Consider the following 19871-nt stretch of genomic DNA (forward strand, 5'->3'; position numbering starts at 1 on the left):
TATACCATCAATCTTAATCCAAACCCACTTAGCTATGGAGCGCTGAAGTTAAATTAAATAATACTTATCAAGACTACCCTCTTATGTATTTTCGCTCAAGTCGATCATCTCTTATTCGAGAGTTTCTGTCTATTTGTGCCATCTTCTCTTCAATTGCTTCGTGGATAATATTGTTTAAATAAAAACTTCTCCTTGATGCAAATATGAAATATATAAAAAAAATAATTAAAATAACAATAGGGATCATTGCAATTTTCATGAATGTATCATTTTTTTCCCAAAGCTTTAATTTTGATTTTTCTGTTGATTCAGTGATCATTTGTTTAAGTGTTTGTTTAGTAGTATCATCTACCTCTTTGATTTGATCGATATTCGCTATTTTCATAGTTTGAAGGCTATCTATTGTAGAAGATTTAATTGCACTTTCATTTTGTTTTATATTTGTAGTAATCCCTACTAATAAAGTAGAAACAATACAAATCACTGCCAAGAAAACTGTTAATATTTTATTCCATTCGCTTAATGTTTTGGCATTAGCCTTTAATACTCTGAGTTCAGATATGCTCCGTTTATTTAATTTTCTTTTTAGTTCTTCTGATTCTGTAATCGTTTTCGCTTTTAGCCCTACAGCAAATTCTTTTCCGAACATTTAATTATCCCCTTTTTTTCCATTTTCCTCTTTTTATTATAGCAGTTCTGTAAATAAGTTCATCATATAATTCCCTTCTTTGTGATATTATTGTAATCAAAATACTGGAAACACAATGATAATGGAGGGACATCATGTTCAAATTTTTTATTGGCTTTATTCTATTAAGCAGGTTAGTAGGCAATCCGTTTCTGGCCTTAATCATCCTACTCGTTATCTTGTATATTCTCGACCGCCGATATGTAGGCATCTTTCCCAGCGTTATGAAGCCCTTTCGCAGAGCACGACAAATTTCCAAGCTCCGATCAACAATTTCGCTTAATCCTAATGATGTATCTTCCAAATTCGAACTCGCCAGGCATTTGACAGAGCGCAAGAAATACAAGGAAGCGAAGGAATTACTTCTGCAGATCGAAGACCGATATGAACAATCCGCTGAATTCTGGGTAGAAATAGGCTATGTGAATCTGAAACTAAATCACTTGGATGAAGGAGAATCACAGATCATACGGGGGCTAGCGATTAACCGAAAGGCTCAATACGGGCAACCATATCTGCGACTGGCCGAGACCTTCCGCCATACGGACCATGACAAAGCATTGAACTATGTAACACAATTTCAGGAGATTCAGACCTCGTCAAGTGAAGCCTATTATCTAGCTGGTTCTATGTACAAAGCATTAGGCAGAATTGAGGATGCAAAGCGCGCTTTTGCGGAATCCACTGCTATCTATCGCTCGCTCCCTAAATATAAGAAACGGCAGGAACGCGGTTGGGCGTTGCGCAGTTTTTTCGCTAAGCTGCGTTAAGCTTTAGAAGATTACATATCACGTGGAAAAACCTCTGACGATCACGTAGCAAATGTGATCGTCAGAGGTTTTTTGAATTCCGGTTCGGCAGAGGTTCGTTGTAGCCAACTTCCTCTTAGAGAGATGGGTCGGCCCGTCGAGCCGTTAACAAAGCTTGGGGCTTCTATGGGTTCATCCCTCAATACCATCCAGTATTCCAACATCCAGTTAAGGGTTCAAGCATTGGATCATTACCCTTTGGATTTAAGCACGACTTCTCAGACTTCGATGATGCGTTCGTGAGCGAGCACCGCTCACATGAACGGGACGACATCAGAGAATGACGAAATACCCCCGCAAAATAAGACCGCTCATCCGAGACCAGTCTATATTTAGCGGGGGTAGATGGGTGGCTTTACTACCACCCCATAGTCTTACATATGAATATCATGCTTCGGAGCTTCGGAGCTTTCTTTGACCCGGAAAGGCCACCAGTTGGCCCGACCGAACATCCGTACCATAACTGGAACGAAGAACGGCAGGAATACCAGTGCATATAAGGCCAAGCCGACAAGGACTACTGTAGCAATCTGCATCATCGACAGCACCCCTGAAGGATACATTGAGGCAAATGTGCCACCTAGTATAACTACGGCTGACAGAATAACTGTGCCCATATTGCGCATGGCATGCAGAATGGCTTCACGAACATCCCAGGTCTTATTCTCATTAAACCGGGCCATCAGGAAGATACTGTAATCCACACCGAGTGCTACCAGCATTACGAAGCTGAAGAACGGTGTCGTCCAGGTAATTCCATCATAACCAAGCAGCTTAACGAATATCGCTTCTGTCACTCCTAACGAAGTAAAATATGTGATCACTAGCGATAGAATAAGATAGAGCGGCATGACGATGGATCGTAGCAGCAGCACCAGAATAATGAATATGCCGCTCAGCATCAAGATAACAGTCCGCGAATAGTCTTCATTAGAGATTTTCTGCAAATCGCTATAGGTACTGGTAACCCCACTTATTGCAGTCTCAGCATTCTCCAGCTTCGTACCTTTAACCGCACGATCAACAGCAGCTTGAATATCACCCATACTGTCAATGGCTTCTGTGCTGTACGGATTATTGGAGAATACAACATCCAAAGTCATAACCTTGCGGTCTGTGGACAGGTAATTATCGAATACCTGTTGAATATCTGACGATTCAAGAGCCTCAGCAGGCACGAAGAATCCGCTCAACTCATCATCCTTAGCTGCCTTAATCTGATTAAGGTAATCTTGTGCAGAGCTCAAACCGCCTGTGATTTGCTTCAAGCCATCCGAACTATCACTTAGCCCTTTAGTCAACTCTCCAAGTTGACCAGTCAATTGCCCAAATCCATCCACTAGCTGCTGTTGTCCCCCTTGCAGCTGCGTTAGCCCGCTACTGATAGAAGGAATCTTGTCTACAATCTGGCCTTGACCTGCGGCTGCCTGATTCAGACCTGTTTGCAGCTGTCCAATTCCTGCTACCAGCTTCTGCAGCCCTTGCGCAAGTGCAGTTTGCCCAGCAGAAGCCTTGACATAACCAGCGTTAGCTTCATTCAAGCCTGCAGCTGCACCCTTCAGCTGTTCAGAGATTTGACCCAGCCCTGTGGCAAGCTGTGTAACCCCCTTACCACTCTGTGTCACTGTACCTTTAATCGTCTGATAATCTGCATCCTGCAGCAGATCTGGATGGCTGCTCTCCAGACCTGTAAAGGAAGTATTAAGGCCGCTCAAGGCTGCTGCCACACCCTGCAGTTGCCCTTGCAGCTGACCTAATCCACCATCCAGCGCAGTTAAGCCACCGCCGATTTTTTTATAACCTGCCAACAGTGCTGTGTTAGCTTCTGCAAGCTGTTTTGCACTTGACGCCGCTTGCTGAAGACCTGCTTTGAGCTCTCCTGCTCCGGCGGAACCACTCTTAATGCCACTCTCTATACGGGATAATCCGTTACCCAAGGCGACGATACCTGCTTTGAGATCTGCAGTGCCTTCCGTCAGCTTAGCGCTGCCAGATACAGCATCATTAAGCTTTGGCGCATTATCACTAAGCTGCTTGCTTGCATCTGACAATCCCGTTTGAATCTTGGTTAGACCTTCATTAGTCTGATCGAGGCCGTCAGAAAGAGTTCCCACCTGAGTAGGTATGAGGAAGTCATTGATTTGTACTCCTGTCGGACGCGACATGCTGCGCACCGATTTAACACCCTCCACCTTTTCCAGCTCACGGCTGATCTTCTCGGACAACCCTATATATTCCGAGGTATCCATGCGATCATCATTCTTAATTACAATTTTACCAGGCATCGATTCACCGGGGCTGAAGCTATCGGATATGATATTAAAGCCTTTAACTGAAGCATAATCGGAGCCAATCTCATCCATGCTGTTAAAGGAAAGCTTCCCATCATATGCGACGAGGAACGGTACAACTATCACTGCTACGATCAGCAATGCCACCCACGGTCTTTTTAAAGAGAACGAGCCTGCCGCGCCCCAAATACGGCTTTCACTATGCTCCAACTTGCCTCTTGATGGCCAGAACATTTTTTTACCCAGCACAGCCATGAAGAAAGGAACAAGTGTAACGAGGGCCAGCAGCATAACTGCAATCCCTACGGCGACGGCCACCGCTGAACGATACAAGACGAATTTCGAGAGCCCAATGGCCAAAAAGCCCACGAATACGGCCAAACCGGAATAAAACACAGTTCCACCGGCTTTCCGGTAAGTTGCCACAATCGCACTGTGGGTATCTTCCGATGTTGCAAGCTCTTCTTTAAATCGGCTAATCAGCAGGATACAATAATCTGTCCCGATTCCGAACATTACGGCGACCATAAATATTTGTGTGAACGTCGATAATGGGAAATCAAAACGATCCACCAGAAAGCCTACTATGGATTGCGCAACTATGTAACTCAGACCCACAGTCAGCAATGGAACAAATGGAGCCACCATCGATCGAAACACTACAAACAGAATTAGTAAAATAAAGACAACTGTAATATATTCCGATTTCTTAAGACCTGCTTCTGAACTGGCAATAGTATCTTCAGTAATCAGCCCTTCACTAGTTAAGTAATGAGCTGCATCCACATCAGCGAGCAATTCATCAACCTTAGCGGGAAGTTCTTGAACAGCCTCGTTTCCGCCTTTTATTGAAAGTGCCACCATAATTGTCTTGCCATCTTTGGCAATCAGCGTATCCTTAAGCTCACTTTGGGAAAAAGGATCTGTAATGGCATCAATATTTAGAGCTTCTTTATTCTTGCTCAGCTTCTCAACGCCCTGCTTAATACTTGCAGTTTCTTCTGCCCCAATTCCCTGCGGCTTGTTAAATACAAGGGCAACTTGATGCAGCTTTTCTCCATTCTTGGAGTCAGAAACCTCCTGCAAAATCTCGTTAGCTCTAGCAGAACTATATCCGTCTGGAACTGAGATATCACCTTTCTCACGAACAAGATCTGACATTGATGGAGCTGTCATAAATAATACAACCGCCATTGCAAGCCAGACTACGATCACTGCCCATCTTGCTTTTAATATCGTTTTCAATTGCTTTTCCCTCCCGATTCCTGCATTAAACGACCCAGCTTCTCAAACATCATGATAAAGTTCTCAATATCTTTTTCCTCAAAATCAATCAAGTACGGAGATATGACCTCCTGTATTTGCTTCTCTGCTTCTTCATACACGCTTCTTCCATCTTCTGTCATCGACAGATAGACCTGGCGCCGATCATTCTCGTCACGAGTTCGCTCGACCATTCCCGCCTCAACCAGCCGGTTAATGATAGCCGTAATTGAACTCTTACCCACCGCAAAAGATTCTGCCAAATATGTGGAGGTACATAGCTGTTGACCGTTAATTAAGCGAAGAATGAGGAATTGATCATTAGTGATGCCGGCAGCAATACTATCTCTTATCTGCGCATTAATGCGCCTTGTTACCACTAGGTAAACATCCATATAGCGGTTAATCCAGTGACTCGCATCTTCATTCAAAACTTCAACCTCCTGCTAATAGTTCATGTATAGAACAGTTTCATTGTAAAACTATATTATTTCCACATTAAAAAGTCAAATAAAATCTCAGTTTATTCTTCTGAGACTATAATTACTCCTTAACAACAAAAAAATGACTCCATGTTCAGAGTCATTTCGCATTCACCTCTATATACACTCATTCACAAGCTCGTTTTCACTTCCGTCGAAATTTCTGCAACTCTGCAATGAAGAAAAGAGGGGTTCGTCACCCCTCTTACAATTACCAAAGCCAAGACGTCTTATTTATAAAAATTACGAATCCAACGGTGCGCCTTCAGTTTGGCAAGCTGGTCTTGGGAAAGACCGAGACCATCTCCGACCTTCATGTTGCGTTCCACATTGGTAATGGAGCGCATACCTGGAATGACTGTTGAAACTGCGGGATGGCTAAGCACATAGCGCAGTGCGGTTTCCGCCATATCATCAACAGAAATATGTAAATCAGCAGCAATTTTCTCCACCCGGTTATAAACTTCCTGCTTCCGCTCATTCTTAAAATAACTGTTGCGGAAATCCTCTTTTGCAAAGACGGTCTCTGGCGTAATTCGTCCCGTTAATCCACCTTCATCAAGTGCAACCCGGACGATAACGCCGACATTATGTTTTTCACAAGCTGGCAGCAAATCGTCTTCCGGACTTTGATCAAAAATATTATAGATCACCTGCACCGTGTCCACGATACCGGTTTCAATCAGTTTGACCGCATTTGCAGGCTGATGGTCATTGATTGAGACGCCGAAAAAACGGATTTTCCCTTGTTCTTTTAGTTTACGTACACCTTCCAGCCAATCGCCTTTACCTACCCATTCATCTGACCAGACATGGAATTGCTGAACATCAATGGTATCTAGACCCAGATTGCGCAAGCTTTGTTCCGTGCTGGAAATTACGTGCTCAGCTGTAAATGTCTCATCCGCTGGTACACCGGCACGAGCGGGCCATTGTCCGTTTTTCGGTGGAATTTTGGAAGCGACATAGATGTTCCCCGCATGTTCCCGAGCAACTTGCCCAACAAGCTTCTCGCTATGTCCATCCCCGTAACCAATCGCTGTATCAATAAAATTCAATCCCAACTCAATGGAACGATTAAGCGCGTTAAGCGATTCCTGATCATCTGCTCCGATCCATGCAGTTTTGCCGATTCCCCAGGCTCCATAACCAATTTCGGATATTTTCATTCCTGTTTTGCCTAGTGTTCTGTAGTTCATATACTTCCCTCGCCTTCTTAATTTCAATTTCCGCATTCCATTCTCAAGTATTATTCTTCGTCCTCAGATTCTTCTACTTCGTAGACGCAGCGGAACATTTCAATTCCGGCGGCGTTCTCACCAAGACTGTATACCATAAAGCCATGACTGCGGAAGAAATCTGCAGAAACCTCATCTTCTGTTTCCGCTAGCAAGTATCGCGGCTGGCGCACAGTCAGCAGCTCCAGAATCATCCCACGTGCATAACCCTTGCCACGATTCTCCGGCAGCACGGCAATATGCCGAATTACTAAGGAACCATCCTCAGTCTCTTCGAATCCTACGAGTCCAAGCAGCAGCTTCTCCTCTTCCCAGCCGCATAATTGCAGCGCCGTTTGTTCGCTATATTCAGCCGAGGTATGCAGGAGTGATTCGGGTTCATCAATAAGTGCATAAGTCATCAGTTCGTTTACCTCAGGGGTGCCTAAAAGGTGCTTCAGATCAATCAGCATCGATTGTTACTCCTCTACTTCATATTGTGTGTATCAAAGGCAGCGTCTGAACAGGCTGTAACCTATCCTGACACCTATTAAGTTCAATAATAAATCATCGATATCAAAGCTCCCGACATGCAGCAGCATTTGCAAGCATTCCAGAACTAATATAAGTGAAGCAGATGAGAATGTGAGCTGGATCCAGGAAGTCCAACCTTTAGCCAAACGTGGAAGCAACCAACCAAAGGGAATGAACACAACCACATTTCCGAGCAGATTCACCAGCCGAATGGCAAGCGACAACCCGTTTCCTGGGTCCAAATATAGCAGTACTGTCCGCAGCGGTATGAGATTGAATTGAAGCGGGCCACCCGTATGAGGCTCCCGTCCGAAACCAATGAACATCCAATAGATAACAATAGCACTATACAGAGCCAGCACAAACCCTGTCAACCGTCGCTTGTGCTTAATTCTGTTTTCCTCTTGTTCCAATTTGGAAGCCTTCACGTTATCTCTCCATAATCAAATTTCCCGTTTAGCCTCAATGATTTCTATACTTCCATCGTTCTTCCCAATGATAGCGATGTCCGCAATTCCGATAAAAAGGCCATGTTCCACTATTCCTGGAATGCTCTGCAGTTCCAGCGCCAGCTTCATAGCAGATTCTATAGCTTCAAAGCGGCAATCCGCTATGTAATTACCATTATCTGTCTTGTACAGTTCTTCCCCATTTCGCCGCAGCTCCGGCTTGCAACCCAGCTTGGCAATCTCGGCAAGCGTCCATTCCCAGGCAAAAGGAACAATTTCCACCGGAAGCGGGAATTTTCCCAGCGTGCCTACCGCTTTGCTCTCATCAGCAACTACAATCATACGAGTGCTATTGCTGGCTACAATCTTTTCGCGCAGCAATGCGCCGCCGCCGCCTTTGATTAGCTGCAGCTCCTTATCCAGCTCATCCGCTCCATCAATAGTCAAATCCAGATGATCAATGTCTCCAAAGGCCACTAGAGGGATCCCCAATTCACGAGCTTGCTCCTCTGAAGCGCGCGAGGTAGCTACTGCCGTAATCTTAAGACCTTCACGAACGCGTTCCCCAAGCTTGCGTATAGCCCAGTATGCGGTTGATCCGGTTCCCAGTCCAACCTTCATCCCATCCAATACATACTCTACTGCTTTTTCAGCGGCTAACTGCTTCACATTGACGTTCATTTTATTACCTCCACATTTTCCGTTATAATGATCTATATTAATTCTATAATACAACTTAAGCCAACAGGAGGATTCAATCATGAGGACCGAAAACCAGATTCAATCTAAAATCAACGAATTAACGCTCCAGCGCAGATCACTGGAATCACGACTCGCCCCTTTAGCCGAAGAGAGTCCGCAGCTTGACCACCTGAAAGACCAACTTGAACGTCTTGAGGATATGATTACAATGCTGGAATGGGTACTTAACGCACCTGTAGGCAAATATCACGCTTGAGTTTGTTCTATTTAACCTTGTTTCAGAATTTTACCATAACAGAGGCTGTCAGGATCTCCTACATAAGGACCAAACAGCTCAATCGGCCGGTAGCCATGCTTAACATAAAGCCCAATGGCTTCTGGCTGCTTAATCCCAGTCTCCAGTCGGATCTCTCCGTAGCCAGCTGCTATAGCCTTCTCTTCTAGAAATAGCAGCATGCGCGTGGCAATCCCCAATTTGCGACAGCCCGAATCCACATAAAAGCGCTTCAGCTCCATGGAAGGACTGTTCAAGCTCATATAGTCAAGTGGCCGTAAACCACCACAAGCTACAGCTGTTCCATGCAGATAGGCAACCACAAAGGTCATTTCCTTGACCTTAGGGTCGTCAAAATCAACCACATAGATGGTCTCATGCGGATAACGCGCAAGCAATTCCTCATCCAAACGGGCAATAAGCTCCCGCAAGTTTCGATTATCCGGCTCAACAACTACAAATTCAACTTCCGTCACTGATAACACTCTCCAATTTCATTAACATTTCCTGCTCTAACGGGTCAGCAGCTTTGTCCAAAAAAGCCTCATGCGTAACGAGAACACTTTGCTGGGCGAATTGCTGAAGACTGTTCAACATCCAGCTCTGCGCGTCAGCCAATACCATTTCACCTTTACCCGCTTCAACCCTGCATAGGGTGAGCGTTAAACCCGTACTCGAATCTCTCAGAGATCCCTCCACACGCTCTGCAATGCTTAACCGGAACAATGGAACGATGTTGAATGTATCGGCAATATCAGACAGAGGATGAGGGTATACAGAATACTTCATTGATGCACTATAAGACTGAGGTTGAGCTGGATTCCGCTTGGAAATTAGTTTGCTATTCTCATAAGCCAGCTTACCGGCAACAATCAACAACAGGAGTACAACCGCCATTACTGCATAGTTCATCCGGTCCCTCTCCATCCATTTGAAGTATTCATACCGAGTTTATTTTATCACGGGAGCGATACGGGCGGGAATGACAGATTTCAAAAGCAGCTATCGATCTTTAAACAAAACTCATTTACTGTGTAAGCGCGACTAATTCTATAAAGTTATTTTGAAATATTCAAAATAACAGTTGAAACTTCGTTGGGCATGTCTCATAATGTACATATGAACGCTGCTTGTCAATCCATAAGGAAATCAAGGGAGGATAAACTTAAATGAAATTTTTCTTGGATACCGGAAACATTGAAGAAATCAAACGTATAACCCGCCTAGGACTAGTGGATGGCGTAACGACAAATCCGTCGCTGATCGCTAAAGAAGGCAGACTCTTCAAGGATGTAATTAAAGAAATTGTGGCCATCGTACCTGGTCCGGTCAGCGCTGAGGTTATTGGACTCAAAGCAGAAGACATGCTTAAGGAAGCATACGAAATAGCTACATGGGCATCGAATGTTGTAATTAAACTGCCGATGACAGAAGACGGTTTGGAAGCTTGTTATGAACTCACTAAAAAAGGCATCAAGACTAACGTCACTCTTGTATTCTCCGCTGCGCAAGGCCTTATGGCTGCTAAAGCAGGCGCAACCTATATCAGCCCATTCGTCGGCCGCCTGGATGATATTGGCGTAGACGGCATGAAGTTAATTAAAGATCTTAAGACTATTCTAACCAACTACGATCTAAAATCGGAAATCATCGCTGCCAGTATCCGCAACATTGCTCATGTTGAGCAAGCAGCGCTTGCCGGTGCACATATTGCTACCATTCCGGGCTCGCTCTTACCTTCACTGTGGAAGCACCCGCTAACAGATAGCGGTATTGAACGCTTCTTGAAGGATTGGGAGAAAGTTCCGCAAGTATAAACAACGATAATTTAATTCACAACTCTATAAAATGGCCGTTCAGGGATAATCCTTGAATGGCCTTTTTTATTTTCTCATATCGACTAGCATTGACAAATTTACTTGTCATAAATATAATTGTTATAACATCTATATTTGAAAGGATGCTTGTCCATGCCCGATTCCTCTCCTCAACATTTCCTTGGTTTCATAATAGGTTCCGCCTACAGGGGGATCTCCAATCAATTCGCTAGGGCGCTTAGACCCTATGATATTACTCCAGAGCAATGGTCTGTCCTTTTTATGATATCAAGAAATATTGGTATTAACCAAAAAGAGGTTGCCGCTGCAGTAGTTAAAGACCAGCCCACGACTGCCCGAATCGTTGAGTTGCTGCAAAAGAAAGGTTTAATTACAAAATCCACTAGTCAAAGCGACCGTCGGGCTTTCCTCTTGTATGCCACGGAGGAGGGAAAGGCCTTAATTGAGCTGACACTCCCCCTGGAGCAAGCGAATATTTCAGCCGCAGTTGCCGGATTGCAACCTAAACAGTTGATCGAATTGCGTGAAATGCTGGACCTTATTTATCAGAATACCGGAAATATGCATCAAGAATAGGAGAACGACAACTTGAATATACCTACAGAACGTTTATGGACAAAATCATTTGTGATGCTGACCTTATGCAATCTTCTGCTCTTCATCGGACTACAGATGACGCTGTCTACCCTGCCAGCCTATGCTGAGGGATCATTACATGCTACATCGCTACAGATCAGCCTCGTAACCAGCTTGTTCGCACTAAGCGCCATTGCCTCACGCTTGTTCTCGGCTAAAGCCATGGAGAAAGGTGGGCGCAACCTGCTGATCTACCTCGGACTCGCTATTTCGTTCACTGCCGTAGTAGGTTATCACTGGGCGGACAGTATCCTCGCTTTGCTGCTGCTGCGCATGCTTTTTGGGATCGGTTTTGGCATGGCCAGTACCGCCTTCCCCACTATGGCCTCGGATGTCATACCCATTCGCAGAATGGGTGAAGGGATGGGCTACTTTGGACTATCGACCAGCCTTGCTATGTCAGCTGGACCGCTAATTGGACTCAGCCTGCTGCAAGGTCCCGGATTTGGTTCATTGATTCTCGGTACTGCGGCTGTAATCGCGCTTATTGTACCGCTTGGGTACCGCCTAACCTCAAGCTTGCCCACCCACCATAAGGAACCTCCAATGATTCCTGCTGAAGCTGGACCTAAGACTGGAGCTTTCCGCAAGCTGTGGGTCCCTTGTCTATTGAACTTTCTACTATCCGTTTCTTATGGCGGACTTCTGGGCTTTCTCGCCTTATACGGATCTGAAGCACATTTAGCTCATGTCGCCTACTTCTTTCTGTTCAATGCTGTGGCCGTTGTGATCGTGCGCCCGTTGTCGGGCAAAATATATGACCGCTACGGCCCCGCAGCCCTGCTCATTCCCGGCAGTCTCTTCATTATCGCTGGTTTAGTACTACTATCCTACGCTTCTTCAACAACTGCTCTATTCCCGGCTGCTATCTGTTATGGCATCGGCTTCGGTTCCATGCAGCCCTCCCTGCAAACCTGGATGATTCAAGCCGTAGATCCTCGTCAACGAGGAATGGCCAATGGTATGTTCCTGAACTCGCTCGACCTCGGTGTAGCTACAGGCTCCATGCTGCTCGGCTCCATCGCCATGTATACCAGCTACGCTGTCATGTACCGTTTTTCTGCGTTAGCCCCTGCACTCCTGCTAATTGTCTACATCACTATTCTGGCCTTGCAGCGCCGAAGCAGACAAAAGACCGCCTTCGCAAAGATACGAAAGACGGTCTGATCTTCAACTAATATGGCAACAACAATGGCAACAACATCAGCTCTGCGCTGATTCGGCAATCAAGGATTGCGTACTAGCGGAAGTTAAAAAACGGTTCGGCTCACCCAGGCAATAAATATGCAGCAAATGCATAGCCCGTGTGCAGGCGGTATAGAACAGCTTCCGTTCGCTCTCCCGATTGTATCGTTCTGCTGATCCATCATAGATAATAACTGCATCGAACTCTACACCTTTGGCCAAATATGCGGGAAGCACAAGTGTTCCCTTCTGGAAGTTAGGGGTTTCCTTGGTAACCAGCCTAACAGGTATTCGACTTAGCAGCTCCTCATGTACTTCTGCGCTTTCTTGCGCGGTTTTGCAGATGACGGCTACATAATGATAGCCTTGGGAGTGCAGCTCCTGAATATCTTTTTCAACAGAAGCAAGCAGCTCCGATTTACTGGCCACCACGCTCAGAAGCGGTTCTTCTCCACGGCGGTTAAAAGGTACGATCTTCTCCCCTCCGGGGATCATGGAGCGCGTAAACTCCACAATTTCATAGGTTGAACGATAGCTGCGGGACAGCGAGATGACCTCAGTATTCTCTTCACCATACACACTAACCAAGCTAGCTAAATCTCCTAATACCTCCCCTTGGGCATAAATGGCCTGATTAAGATCACCTAGTACGGTCATTTTTGCACGTGGGAACAGTCGACGCATGAATTCCAGCTGAAAAGGAGAATAATCCTGCACTTCATCGACAATGACATGTCTGATCAATGTATTGGTACGAAAGCCCTGGCTTAGTTCCTTCATATATAGGAAGGGCGTCGCATCTTCATAACAGAGTTCTCCTACTGCAATAGCTTCCAACGTTTGACTACAAATATCGTCCCAGACTGCTGGTAGAGAATGCCCAACGTTCAGGGACTCCATAAGCTCACGATCAGTAAAAAGAGTGCTGTAAAGTCCTTTAACATCGACGAAACGTCCTCGTTTAATCCATACTCGCAACGGTTTCAGGCGTTGGCTAACCAGGTGGCGGGCCAGTAAGTCTTTCTCAGTCTCATAATCATCGAAGCCTTCTTCTTTGCCCCGCTGCTTACGGCGCATCAAGTTATATGCACGTTGGTACTCGCTGGAATCCAGCAGCTCAATCTGATTCTCTACCCACTCTGAATTACGCTCCTCCACACTGAAGTCCGCAATTTTCTTGAGCAGCCAGCCTGTCATCAGCTCAATCCGGTTCGCCAGCTTGATCGTGGGGTCGTAGGAGTAAAATTTCCGTGCCATCTCCTCTTTGCCAACAATTGCTCTTCCCAGAAACATAAGCGACTTGAATAACATGCCCTCATGCTCCAACAGATTCACATAACGGCGGATAACGTCCAGAAAGGCTACAGATGACTTGTAAGCAATACCCTGGCGTCGTATTGCAGCCTCAGGACCATCTGGTGCATTCAGCAGGCTTTCGGTCTGGTTAAAGACATCCTCCAGTTGAAATTCCTGTCCAAGACGAACCTCCAGATACATTTGGAACGTTGTCTGCTGCATATTCTCTTCACCTAGCTCTGGCAGAACCGTGGAGACATAGCTGTTAAACAAGGGATTGGGTGAGAAGAGCAGCATCTGGTCGGCCTGCAGCACTTCACGGTATTTGTACAGCAGGTAGGCAACACGCTGTAACGCTGCGGATGTCTTGCCGCTGCCTGCAGCCCCCTGAACTACCAGCATCCGGCTTTTATCATTGCGGATAATCGCATTTTGTTCCTTCTGAATAGTAGCGACAATACTTTTCATCCGGTCATCTGCACTATGGCTTAATACCTGCTGCAGCAATTCATCGCCAATCGTAACCCCTGTATCGAACATAACTTCAATCTTGCCGTCGTCAATAACAAATTGCCGTTTAAGATTCATCGTGCCAGATACAGGACCACTCGGAGTATCATAAGCCGTTGGCCCAGGTGCTCCGTCATAGTATAGGCTTGATATGGGTGCCCGCCAGTCATAGATTAGAAAGGTGCCGTTATCCTTCATCAATGAGCCAATCCCAAGATAAATTTGCTCTTGCTCTCCAGCAGAGCCTTCCGAAAAATCAATTCGCCCAAAGTAGGGAGATACGACCAGCTTCTTATATTTTTTCAGAGCTTTACTGGACTGCAGATGATGACGCTCTCGTTCATTCAGGATTTGCGACTGCTGCCGCAGACTTGTCGATGTCTCTCCTAGATCATCCGGGCTGCTGAAGTTTACCGTTACCTCTTCCCAGAAATCTTTTCGCATATCTACTACATCGGTGCGATGAAGGCCAAGTTCCTCTGATAAACCCCGAATATGGGAGGTCAATAGCTTCGTTATGCCAGTTACCCGCTCCTGCTCAGCTTTCCATTCGCTATCATTATTCTCCACTACAATTCATCCCCTTTGGAAGGTTGACATTCCAATTATTTCGTGATATAATTAAATTGAGTATTTATGTTTAATATTTATTACTCATTTGATATCTTTTTATTTTAGCAATTTCTCGGCATGATTTCAAGCTTTCTAACTATATTATATTTTATTAAGCATATATTCTATAGATTATGGATCCGGTCCTTCAGGGAGCGGATCTTTTTAATTTGAAATTACCTGTAGTGAATTGAATTATCCTAAGTTTATTATAAAGGGAAAAGTTCCCTCTAATTCACTAAATATTGCTTGAAATTAAGAATTAAAGGGATTTACTCCCTCTAAATTCTAAGAATAAGCTAATCAAGCAGCCTTTCAGGAATATTAAAGGGAGGAAATCCTTCTATTCCGCTCTAAAGAGCCTACATTTCAGTATTAGAGGGGTAATTTCCCGCTATATCTTAGAACGGATTTCAATATAAGAGCGCTAACTCAAATTTTTAAATTAGTCTCCCCTATCCTTATATTTTCTCCGGAACGTTATGTGTATCTTTATCCTCAGTCAATAATCGATTCATTTGCTCTGCCACCTTATCCAGACGTTCCAGCTGATATCCATAGTCATAAACCGCAGCAGCTACAACAGACAGCCGCAATTGACCCGATTTCTCAGCATTATAACCGCGAATCGCTGCTTCTAAGAAACTATCATTATCATCTCCCAATAGCACCGTATCAGCTGAATTAGGCTTCAACTTGTCTTCGAATTTGAGCAGGATATGCTCATGGTATTTAATTAATTGCTCCAAATGACGGTCAAACAGCTGATCTGTAGCCTCCGAACGCTCGGCCTGAAAATAATGGCGATCAACAGCCTCAAGCACATCAAAACCTTTCTGCAATGAGAACAACAAATTCTTATATACCACCATTTGTCTGGTATGACTGTACTTGGCCCGCCTAAGTTGCTTCTGTTCCTCTTCGAACAAACTATACTTGTCCGCCAACGATTTAATGGCGCTCTCAAGTCCGTTCTTCTCATCGCGGAAGACACTTTCCTTCATCTCATGCGAAACTGCCGTACGCAGCAGCAGGGAAAGACTGGCAAAGACATTTTCAATTTGCTGGATATATTGTTTACGGGGTTTCGGAGGCAGCACAATAATATTAATTAGAAAAGCAGAAACGATACCGGTAAGTGTAAGTAAAAATCTAGTCATAGCAAACTGCCATTGACCCGATGCTTCCATCACAGAGATTACAGTAACCAGTGTTAGGCCGATGGTATCGGCCCGGTTCATCTTCATACTAATCATTATAACCAAGATACAGATCAAACCGATTGCAATCGGTTCATTCGACAAGAGCATTCCTCCCAGTAACGCGAGAATCGCTCCCATCGTACTGGTCTCAATTTGTTCCAGAAAATATTTCCAAGATCGATATATGGAGGGCTGCATGGCAAAAATAGCAGCGATTGCCGCGCCTACAGGTGAAGAGAATTGCAGCAACGCGGATAAGTATAGGGCAAGGGTTACTGCCATTCCCGTTTTGAATATACGAGCTCCAAAAGCCAACTCCATCACTCCTTTACAGACATTATTACCCAAGCAGCAAACTGGCGAATTTTTAAGTTAACTTAAGCTAGGGTTCAGGATTATTTCAGCTTTCTGGGAATACTGAATACAGTATTCCCACTACAACACAGACGAGGTGAACAAATGAATAACAGTATCAAAAGAATTACAGTAATTGCAGTAGCTGCTCTGTTCAGCATAACGCCTGCTATGGCTTTTGCAAATCCTGTAGTAACTGAGCGTACACCTTCCACCGTTCCAGATTCCCATCTATCCGAGAAAGCTCATGGAGCAAATCACGGCAAAGAGGGTAGCTTCCGGGCCGGAGGTCATTTCATAATTATTGAAACCGCGAAGCTGCTGGAAATGGATCGCACCGAGCTTGTAAACAAGCTGAAAGCAGGGAAAACGCTATCTGGGCTTGCATTAGAGAAAAAAGGCTGGTCTGAAGAGCAATATATTCAGAAACTTAGTGAAGCTGCCAGCCTTAAGCTGGATAAAGCCATTACTGAAGGGCGTTTAACTGCAGATGAAGCCACGAAGCTTAAAGCCGCTCTTCCTGCGATTCTGAAGCTACGAATAAATAAGGTTGAGCATTTCCATGAAGGCAAACCTGCCGAGCAGCAGACCAAAAGCCTTAAATAAACCTTATACGGTAACAAGCGCGGATACCTTCAGCATTCCAAGGAGGTATCCGCTTTTTCTTTTTACATCTCACATATAACACTTTATGCAGAAGGTACAGGCTTATTTCCTCTATGCCCCTGCGAGACCCGGTAAGCTTCGAATATTGTAATGCACAGCATCAGCCAGGCTCCACTTGCCGCATATCCACCGATTACATCACTTGGATAGTGTACCCCTAAATAAATACGGCTCCAGCCAATTCCCCCAGTAATGAGCACAGTAAACAGTACCAGCAAGATCCGGGCAAATTCCCGATGTAAATGGCGCCATACTAAATAAGCAATTGCACCATAAAGGGAAAAAGCAGCCATCGAATGTCCGCTAGGGAAACTATATCCGACCTCTTCGATGATCCGGTGCAGATTCGGTCGTTCTCTATGAAACCATAGCTTCATCATTGTGTTTAGCAGCTGTGAACCTAAACCCACGCACAGAAATAAAGCTAACTCCAGCCGATGCTTCAGCAGAAAGAAGAGCAGTAGCATAGCCAGCAGCGATATCCCGATCGCCTGTCTGGATGAACCGACCAAGGACAAGCTCTTGGCTAGTGAAGTAAGGGCAGGAGACTCTGCGGATTGAACTACATTAATTATGTATTCATCAAAAAAGGCCACCTTGTTCAGCGCGACTAGCGCTGCAATCACGGCGAATCCGGCCGTAAAGCCTAAAAAAAGCACAAAACCTCTGGACCAGTAACGAAAATAAAGCATAACTTCCTCCTTGTCTAATCTATGGCTGCTGATCTCATTTCCTGAGAGAGACTTTCCCGTGTTATAATTACACAGTGATATCAATTTATAAAAGATGGAGTGCTGCCAAAGTGGAAAGTCTAAAATTGCAGGAACGTTTGTTGAACCAGTTCATCTCAACAAAGGTACCCGTGACGATTTTTACAACTAACGGGGTCAAAATGCAGGGTCTGGTTACCTCTTATGACGCTTTTACCATCACGTTAATTGGTCAAGGTGACGGCAGACAAAATGTGCTCTTCAAATCGGCGGTATCCACTATTGTACCGTTAAAGCCAGTCTCGCTCAAATAAGCTTTCCCTAATGCTATCTCTCTCAACCAAGATTACCTTCACAAGCCCATCAACCCAAAGGGAACACCGGAATTAGAACCCGGTGTTCCCTTTGTCAGCTCTTAAGGCTGTTAATGCGTAGCTGGAAATACACCGATCTTTACACATACCGGCTTAGATACTTCTGCTATATTTTCCGTATATAAAAGTCTGCCACTCACTGGATCTACGGAGAACACCACCAGATTGTTTGCATCACGATTAGCAACGATCAGGTAACCACCATTCGGTGTTAATGTGAAATGACGCGGGTGGCCTCCACGCGTGGATATATGTTCGACAAAGGTAAGCCCTGCGGAGTCAGGATCCACTGCAAAGACAACAATGCTGTCATGCCCACGGTTGGAGCCATACAAAAAACGTCCGTCCACTGACAATGCTATTTCTGCACAAGTATTTTCTTCTTTACAATCATAATCGGCCGGCAGGGTAGACACAGTTACAGCCGTGTGCAGAGTACCTTCTGCACTGTCATAGGTGAACGATGTAATTGTAGAATCCACCTCATTAATCACATAGGCTGATTTCCCATCGGGATGAAAGACAAAATGGCGTGGACCTGCTCCGGGATGAAGTATTGTATCTTGATGAGCTTCCAAGGTCTGTTGCTCTCTATTGATCGTGTAGGACCGAATCAGATCAAGGCCAAGATCAGAGACAAACAAATAACGACCGTCCGGACTGAATACAGCGGAATGCGGATGTGGACGATCCTGACGTTCCGGATCAGAGCCATGACCAGTATGTATCGCTACATCAGTTAAAGAGAGAGGATTCCCCTGCTCATCTAAGGACACCAGACCAATTTTCCCACCATGATAACTGCTTACTACTACATATTGGTTCTCTAAATCCCGTGAAATATGGCAAGTTGTCGTTTGGAGTTTACCTTCAGCAAGCATGGTCGGGATACGCTTCAGTTCACTTAATTCTCCGGTCTGAGGATCTATGGCAAAAGAAACAACCTCTCCTTGCTTGCCCCCTTCTCCATTTGTTGTCTCTCCTATTGCATATAATCGCATATTAACAGAATCTACATTAATAAAGGTGGGATTTGTAATACCTTGAACGGAATTCAATAGCGTTAGCGTGCCTCCGGCTTTCCCATCGAATTCAAATACTTGTACCCCACTCTCCGTAGCACTTGCATAGGAGCCTGTAAATAACAATAATTTAGAACGTTCTTTCATTTCTAACTTCCTCCTCTATGGTCAGCTACCTTCTATATAATCTACATTTTTTCACCGTCTATGACAAATACTACGTTAAAAATGTCATAAAACATTTAAAAACTAAGGCTTCTCAAACTCAAATCCTTATGATATAATGAAAGCGCTAACATAATATTTTATTTCGAAAAAGGGGGAACAAGAATGAGTAGCATCCTGCTGGAAGCCAAAAATGTGTATGAGGACTTCGAGGTGGAAACGGACATTCTGTTCTTTAAGGTCGGGGACCATGATTTGGTCATTTTTCACGGCAGAAATTATAACATTAAAAAGAGAATGACTGCCGAGCAACTAAACCGTTTATTGTTAAGTTCAAGTTATTATCATGTTTATGGTGGCTGCTATGTCAATTTAAACAAGATCAGCTCTATCGAAGAAGATTGTGTTTATTTTGGAGAGAAGGGCCTTTACGCCAAAAATGTCCGTGTACCTAGACGGAAACAGGAAAGTATTCGTCTTCTACTTAGAAATCTCCATTCTTAAGAGTTACCTATACCGCTGCCTTAAGCAGAAACGGCTAAGCCGCCCTATTACAGGGACGACTTAGCCGTTTCTGCGAGAAATATAAGGA

21 protein-coding genes are annotated in these 19871 nt (G+C 44.7%); 8 read left to right on the forward strand and 13 right to left on the reverse strand.

Annotation, left to right across the window (positions count from 1 at the left end; all coding sequences use genetic code 11):
• Nucleotides 1-73: 73 nt before the first annotated feature.
• Complete coding sequence (locus H1230_RS19785) at nucleotides 74-649, reverse strand: hypothetical protein (protein WP_239711626.1); 576 nt, start codon at nucleotides 647-649, stop codon at nucleotides 74-76.
• A gap of 134 nt (nucleotides 650-783) precedes the next feature.
• Between H1230_RS19785 and H1230_RS19790 the strand changes: the two genes are divergently transcribed.
• Nucleotides 784-1458: a tetratricopeptide repeat protein gene (locus H1230_RS19790; protein WP_239711627.1), complete on the forward strand. Its 675-nt coding sequence runs from the start codon at nucleotides 784-786 to the stop codon at nucleotides 1456-1458.
• Between the two features lie 413 nt (nucleotides 1459-1871).
• Here H1230_RS19790 and H1230_RS19795 read toward each other — a convergent pair whose 3' ends face one another.
• The 6 genes from H1230_RS19795 to rpiA form a co-directional block, all read right to left on the reverse strand.
• Nucleotides 1872-5033, reverse strand: coding sequence for an MMPL family transporter (locus H1230_RS19795; protein WP_239711628.1), 3162 nt, complete (start codon nucleotides 5031-5033; stop codon nucleotides 1872-1874).
• Nucleotides 5030-5482, reverse strand: coding sequence for a MarR family winged helix-turn-helix transcriptional regulator (locus H1230_RS19800; protein WP_239711629.1), 453 nt, complete (start codon nucleotides 5480-5482; stop codon nucleotides 5030-5032). Before H1230_RS19800 ends, H1230_RS19795 begins: the two co-directional genes overlap by 4 nt.
• A gap of 281 nt (nucleotides 5483-5763) precedes the next feature.
• Complete coding sequence (locus tag H1230_RS19805; RefSeq protein WP_239711630.1) at nucleotides 5764-6732, reverse strand: aldo/keto reductase; 969 nt, start codon at nucleotides 6730-6732, stop codon at nucleotides 5764-5766.
• A gap of 50 nt (nucleotides 6733-6782) precedes the next feature.
• Nucleotides 6783-7223, reverse strand: a complete 441-nt coding sequence (locus tag H1230_RS19810) for a GNAT family N-acetyltransferase (protein WP_239711631.1) — start codon at nucleotides 7221-7223, stop codon at nucleotides 6783-6785.
• A gap of 33 nt (nucleotides 7224-7256) precedes the next feature.
• Nucleotides 7257-7712 carry a VanZ family protein gene (locus H1230_RS19815; RefSeq protein WP_239711632.1) on the reverse strand — a complete coding sequence of 152 codons (456 nt, stop codon included), beginning with the start codon at nucleotides 7710-7712 and terminating at the stop codon, nucleotides 7257-7259.
• A 15-nt stretch (nucleotides 7713-7727) separates the two neighbouring features.
• Nucleotides 7728-8414: a ribose-5-phosphate isomerase RpiA gene (gene rpiA / locus H1230_RS19820; protein ID WP_239711633.1), complete on the reverse strand. Its 687-nt coding sequence runs from the start codon at nucleotides 8412-8414 to the stop codon at nucleotides 7728-7730.
• Nucleotides 8415-8493: 79 nt separating this feature from the next.
• On the opposite strand from rpiA, the gene H1230_RS19825 reads away from it, so the two are divergent.
• The gene (locus tag H1230_RS19825) at nucleotides 8494-8691 is read left to right on the forward strand and encodes a hypothetical protein (RefSeq protein WP_239711634.1); all 198 of its coding nucleotides are present in this window, start codon (nucleotides 8494-8496) and stop codon (nucleotides 8689-8691) included.
• An 11-nt stretch (nucleotides 8692-8702) separates the two neighbouring features.
• Here H1230_RS19825 and H1230_RS19830 read toward each other — a convergent pair whose 3' ends face one another.
• Both H1230_RS19830 and H1230_RS19835 read right to left on the reverse strand, forming a co-directional pair.
• The gene (locus tag H1230_RS19830; RefSeq protein ID WP_239711635.1) at nucleotides 8703-9185 is read right to left on the reverse strand and encodes a GNAT family N-acetyltransferase; all 483 of its coding nucleotides are present in this window, start codon (nucleotides 9183-9185) and stop codon (nucleotides 8703-8705) included.
• Entirely contained in the window at nucleotides 9172-9621 is a 450-nt protein-coding gene (locus tag H1230_RS19835) for a hypothetical protein (protein WP_239711636.1), read from the reverse strand. Before H1230_RS19835 ends, H1230_RS19830 begins: the two co-directional genes overlap by 14 nt.
• A gap of 257 nt (nucleotides 9622-9878) precedes the next feature.
• Between H1230_RS19835 and fsa the strand changes: the two genes are divergently transcribed.
• From fsa to H1230_RS19850, 3 genes are all read left to right on the forward strand, one after another.
• Entirely contained in the window at nucleotides 9879-10526 is a 648-nt protein-coding gene (fsa, locus tag H1230_RS19840; RefSeq protein ID WP_154117447.1) for a fructose-6-phosphate aldolase, read from the forward strand.
• A gap of 153 nt (nucleotides 10527-10679) precedes the next feature.
• On the forward strand, nucleotides 10680-11123 hold the full coding sequence (locus H1230_RS19845) for a MarR family winged helix-turn-helix transcriptional regulator (protein WP_239711637.1): 444 nt from the start codon (nucleotides 10680-10682) through the stop codon (nucleotides 11121-11123).
• Nucleotides 11124-11177: 54 nt separating this feature from the next.
• The gene (locus H1230_RS19850; protein ID WP_239717419.1) at nucleotides 11178-12350 is read left to right on the forward strand and encodes an MFS transporter; all 1173 of its coding nucleotides are present in this window, start codon (nucleotides 11178-11180) and stop codon (nucleotides 12348-12350) included.
• Between the two features lie 36 nt (nucleotides 12351-12386).
• Here H1230_RS19850 and helD read toward each other — a convergent pair whose 3' ends face one another.
• Nucleotides 12387-14744 (reverse strand): RNA polymerase recycling motor HelD, encoded by a 2358-nt coding sequence (helD, locus tag H1230_RS19855; RefSeq protein WP_239711638.1) that lies wholly within the window; start codon nucleotides 14742-14744, stop codon nucleotides 12387-12389.
• A gap of 503 nt (nucleotides 14745-15247) precedes the next feature.
• A complete protein-coding gene (locus tag H1230_RS19860) occupies nucleotides 15248-16303 on the reverse strand; it encodes an FUSC family protein (protein ID WP_239711639.1) in 1056 nt (351 codons plus the stop codon).
• 144 nt (nucleotides 16304-16447) lie between these two features.
• Between H1230_RS19860 and H1230_RS19865 the strand changes: the two genes are divergently transcribed.
• Nucleotides 16448-16948: a hypothetical protein gene (locus tag H1230_RS19865; protein ID WP_239711640.1), complete on the forward strand. Its 501-nt coding sequence runs from the start codon at nucleotides 16448-16450 to the stop codon at nucleotides 16946-16948.
• Nucleotides 16949-17031: 83 nt separating this feature from the next.
• Here H1230_RS19865 and H1230_RS19870 read toward each other — a convergent pair whose 3' ends face one another.
• Entirely contained in the window at nucleotides 17032-17700 is a 669-nt protein-coding gene (locus H1230_RS19870) for a phosphatase PAP2 family protein (protein WP_239711641.1), read from the reverse strand.
• Nucleotides 17701-17810: 110 nt separating this feature from the next.
• Between H1230_RS19870 and hfq the strand changes: the two genes are divergently transcribed.
• A complete protein-coding gene (hfq, locus tag H1230_RS19875; RefSeq protein WP_239711642.1) occupies nucleotides 17811-18032 on the forward strand; it encodes an RNA chaperone Hfq in 222 nt (73 codons plus the stop codon).
• A 110-nt stretch (nucleotides 18033-18142) separates the two neighbouring features.
• Here the strand turns inward: hfq and H1230_RS19880 are convergent, their stop codons facing one another.
• A complete protein-coding gene (locus tag H1230_RS19880) occupies nucleotides 18143-19261 on the reverse strand; it encodes a lactonase family protein (RefSeq protein ID WP_239711643.1) in 1119 nt (372 codons plus the stop codon).
• A 183-nt stretch (nucleotides 19262-19444) separates the two neighbouring features.
• Between H1230_RS19880 and H1230_RS19885 the strand changes: the two genes are divergently transcribed.
• Nucleotides 19445-19783, forward strand: coding sequence for a hypothetical protein (locus H1230_RS19885; RefSeq protein WP_239711644.1), 339 nt, complete (start codon nucleotides 19445-19447; stop codon nucleotides 19781-19783).
• Nucleotides 19784-19871 lie beyond the last annotated feature (88 nt).

It is taken from the genome of Paenibacillus sp. 19GGS1-52, from assembly GCF_022369515.1.
GTDB lineage: Bacteria > Bacillota > Bacilli > Paenibacillales > Paenibacillaceae > Paenibacillus_AQ.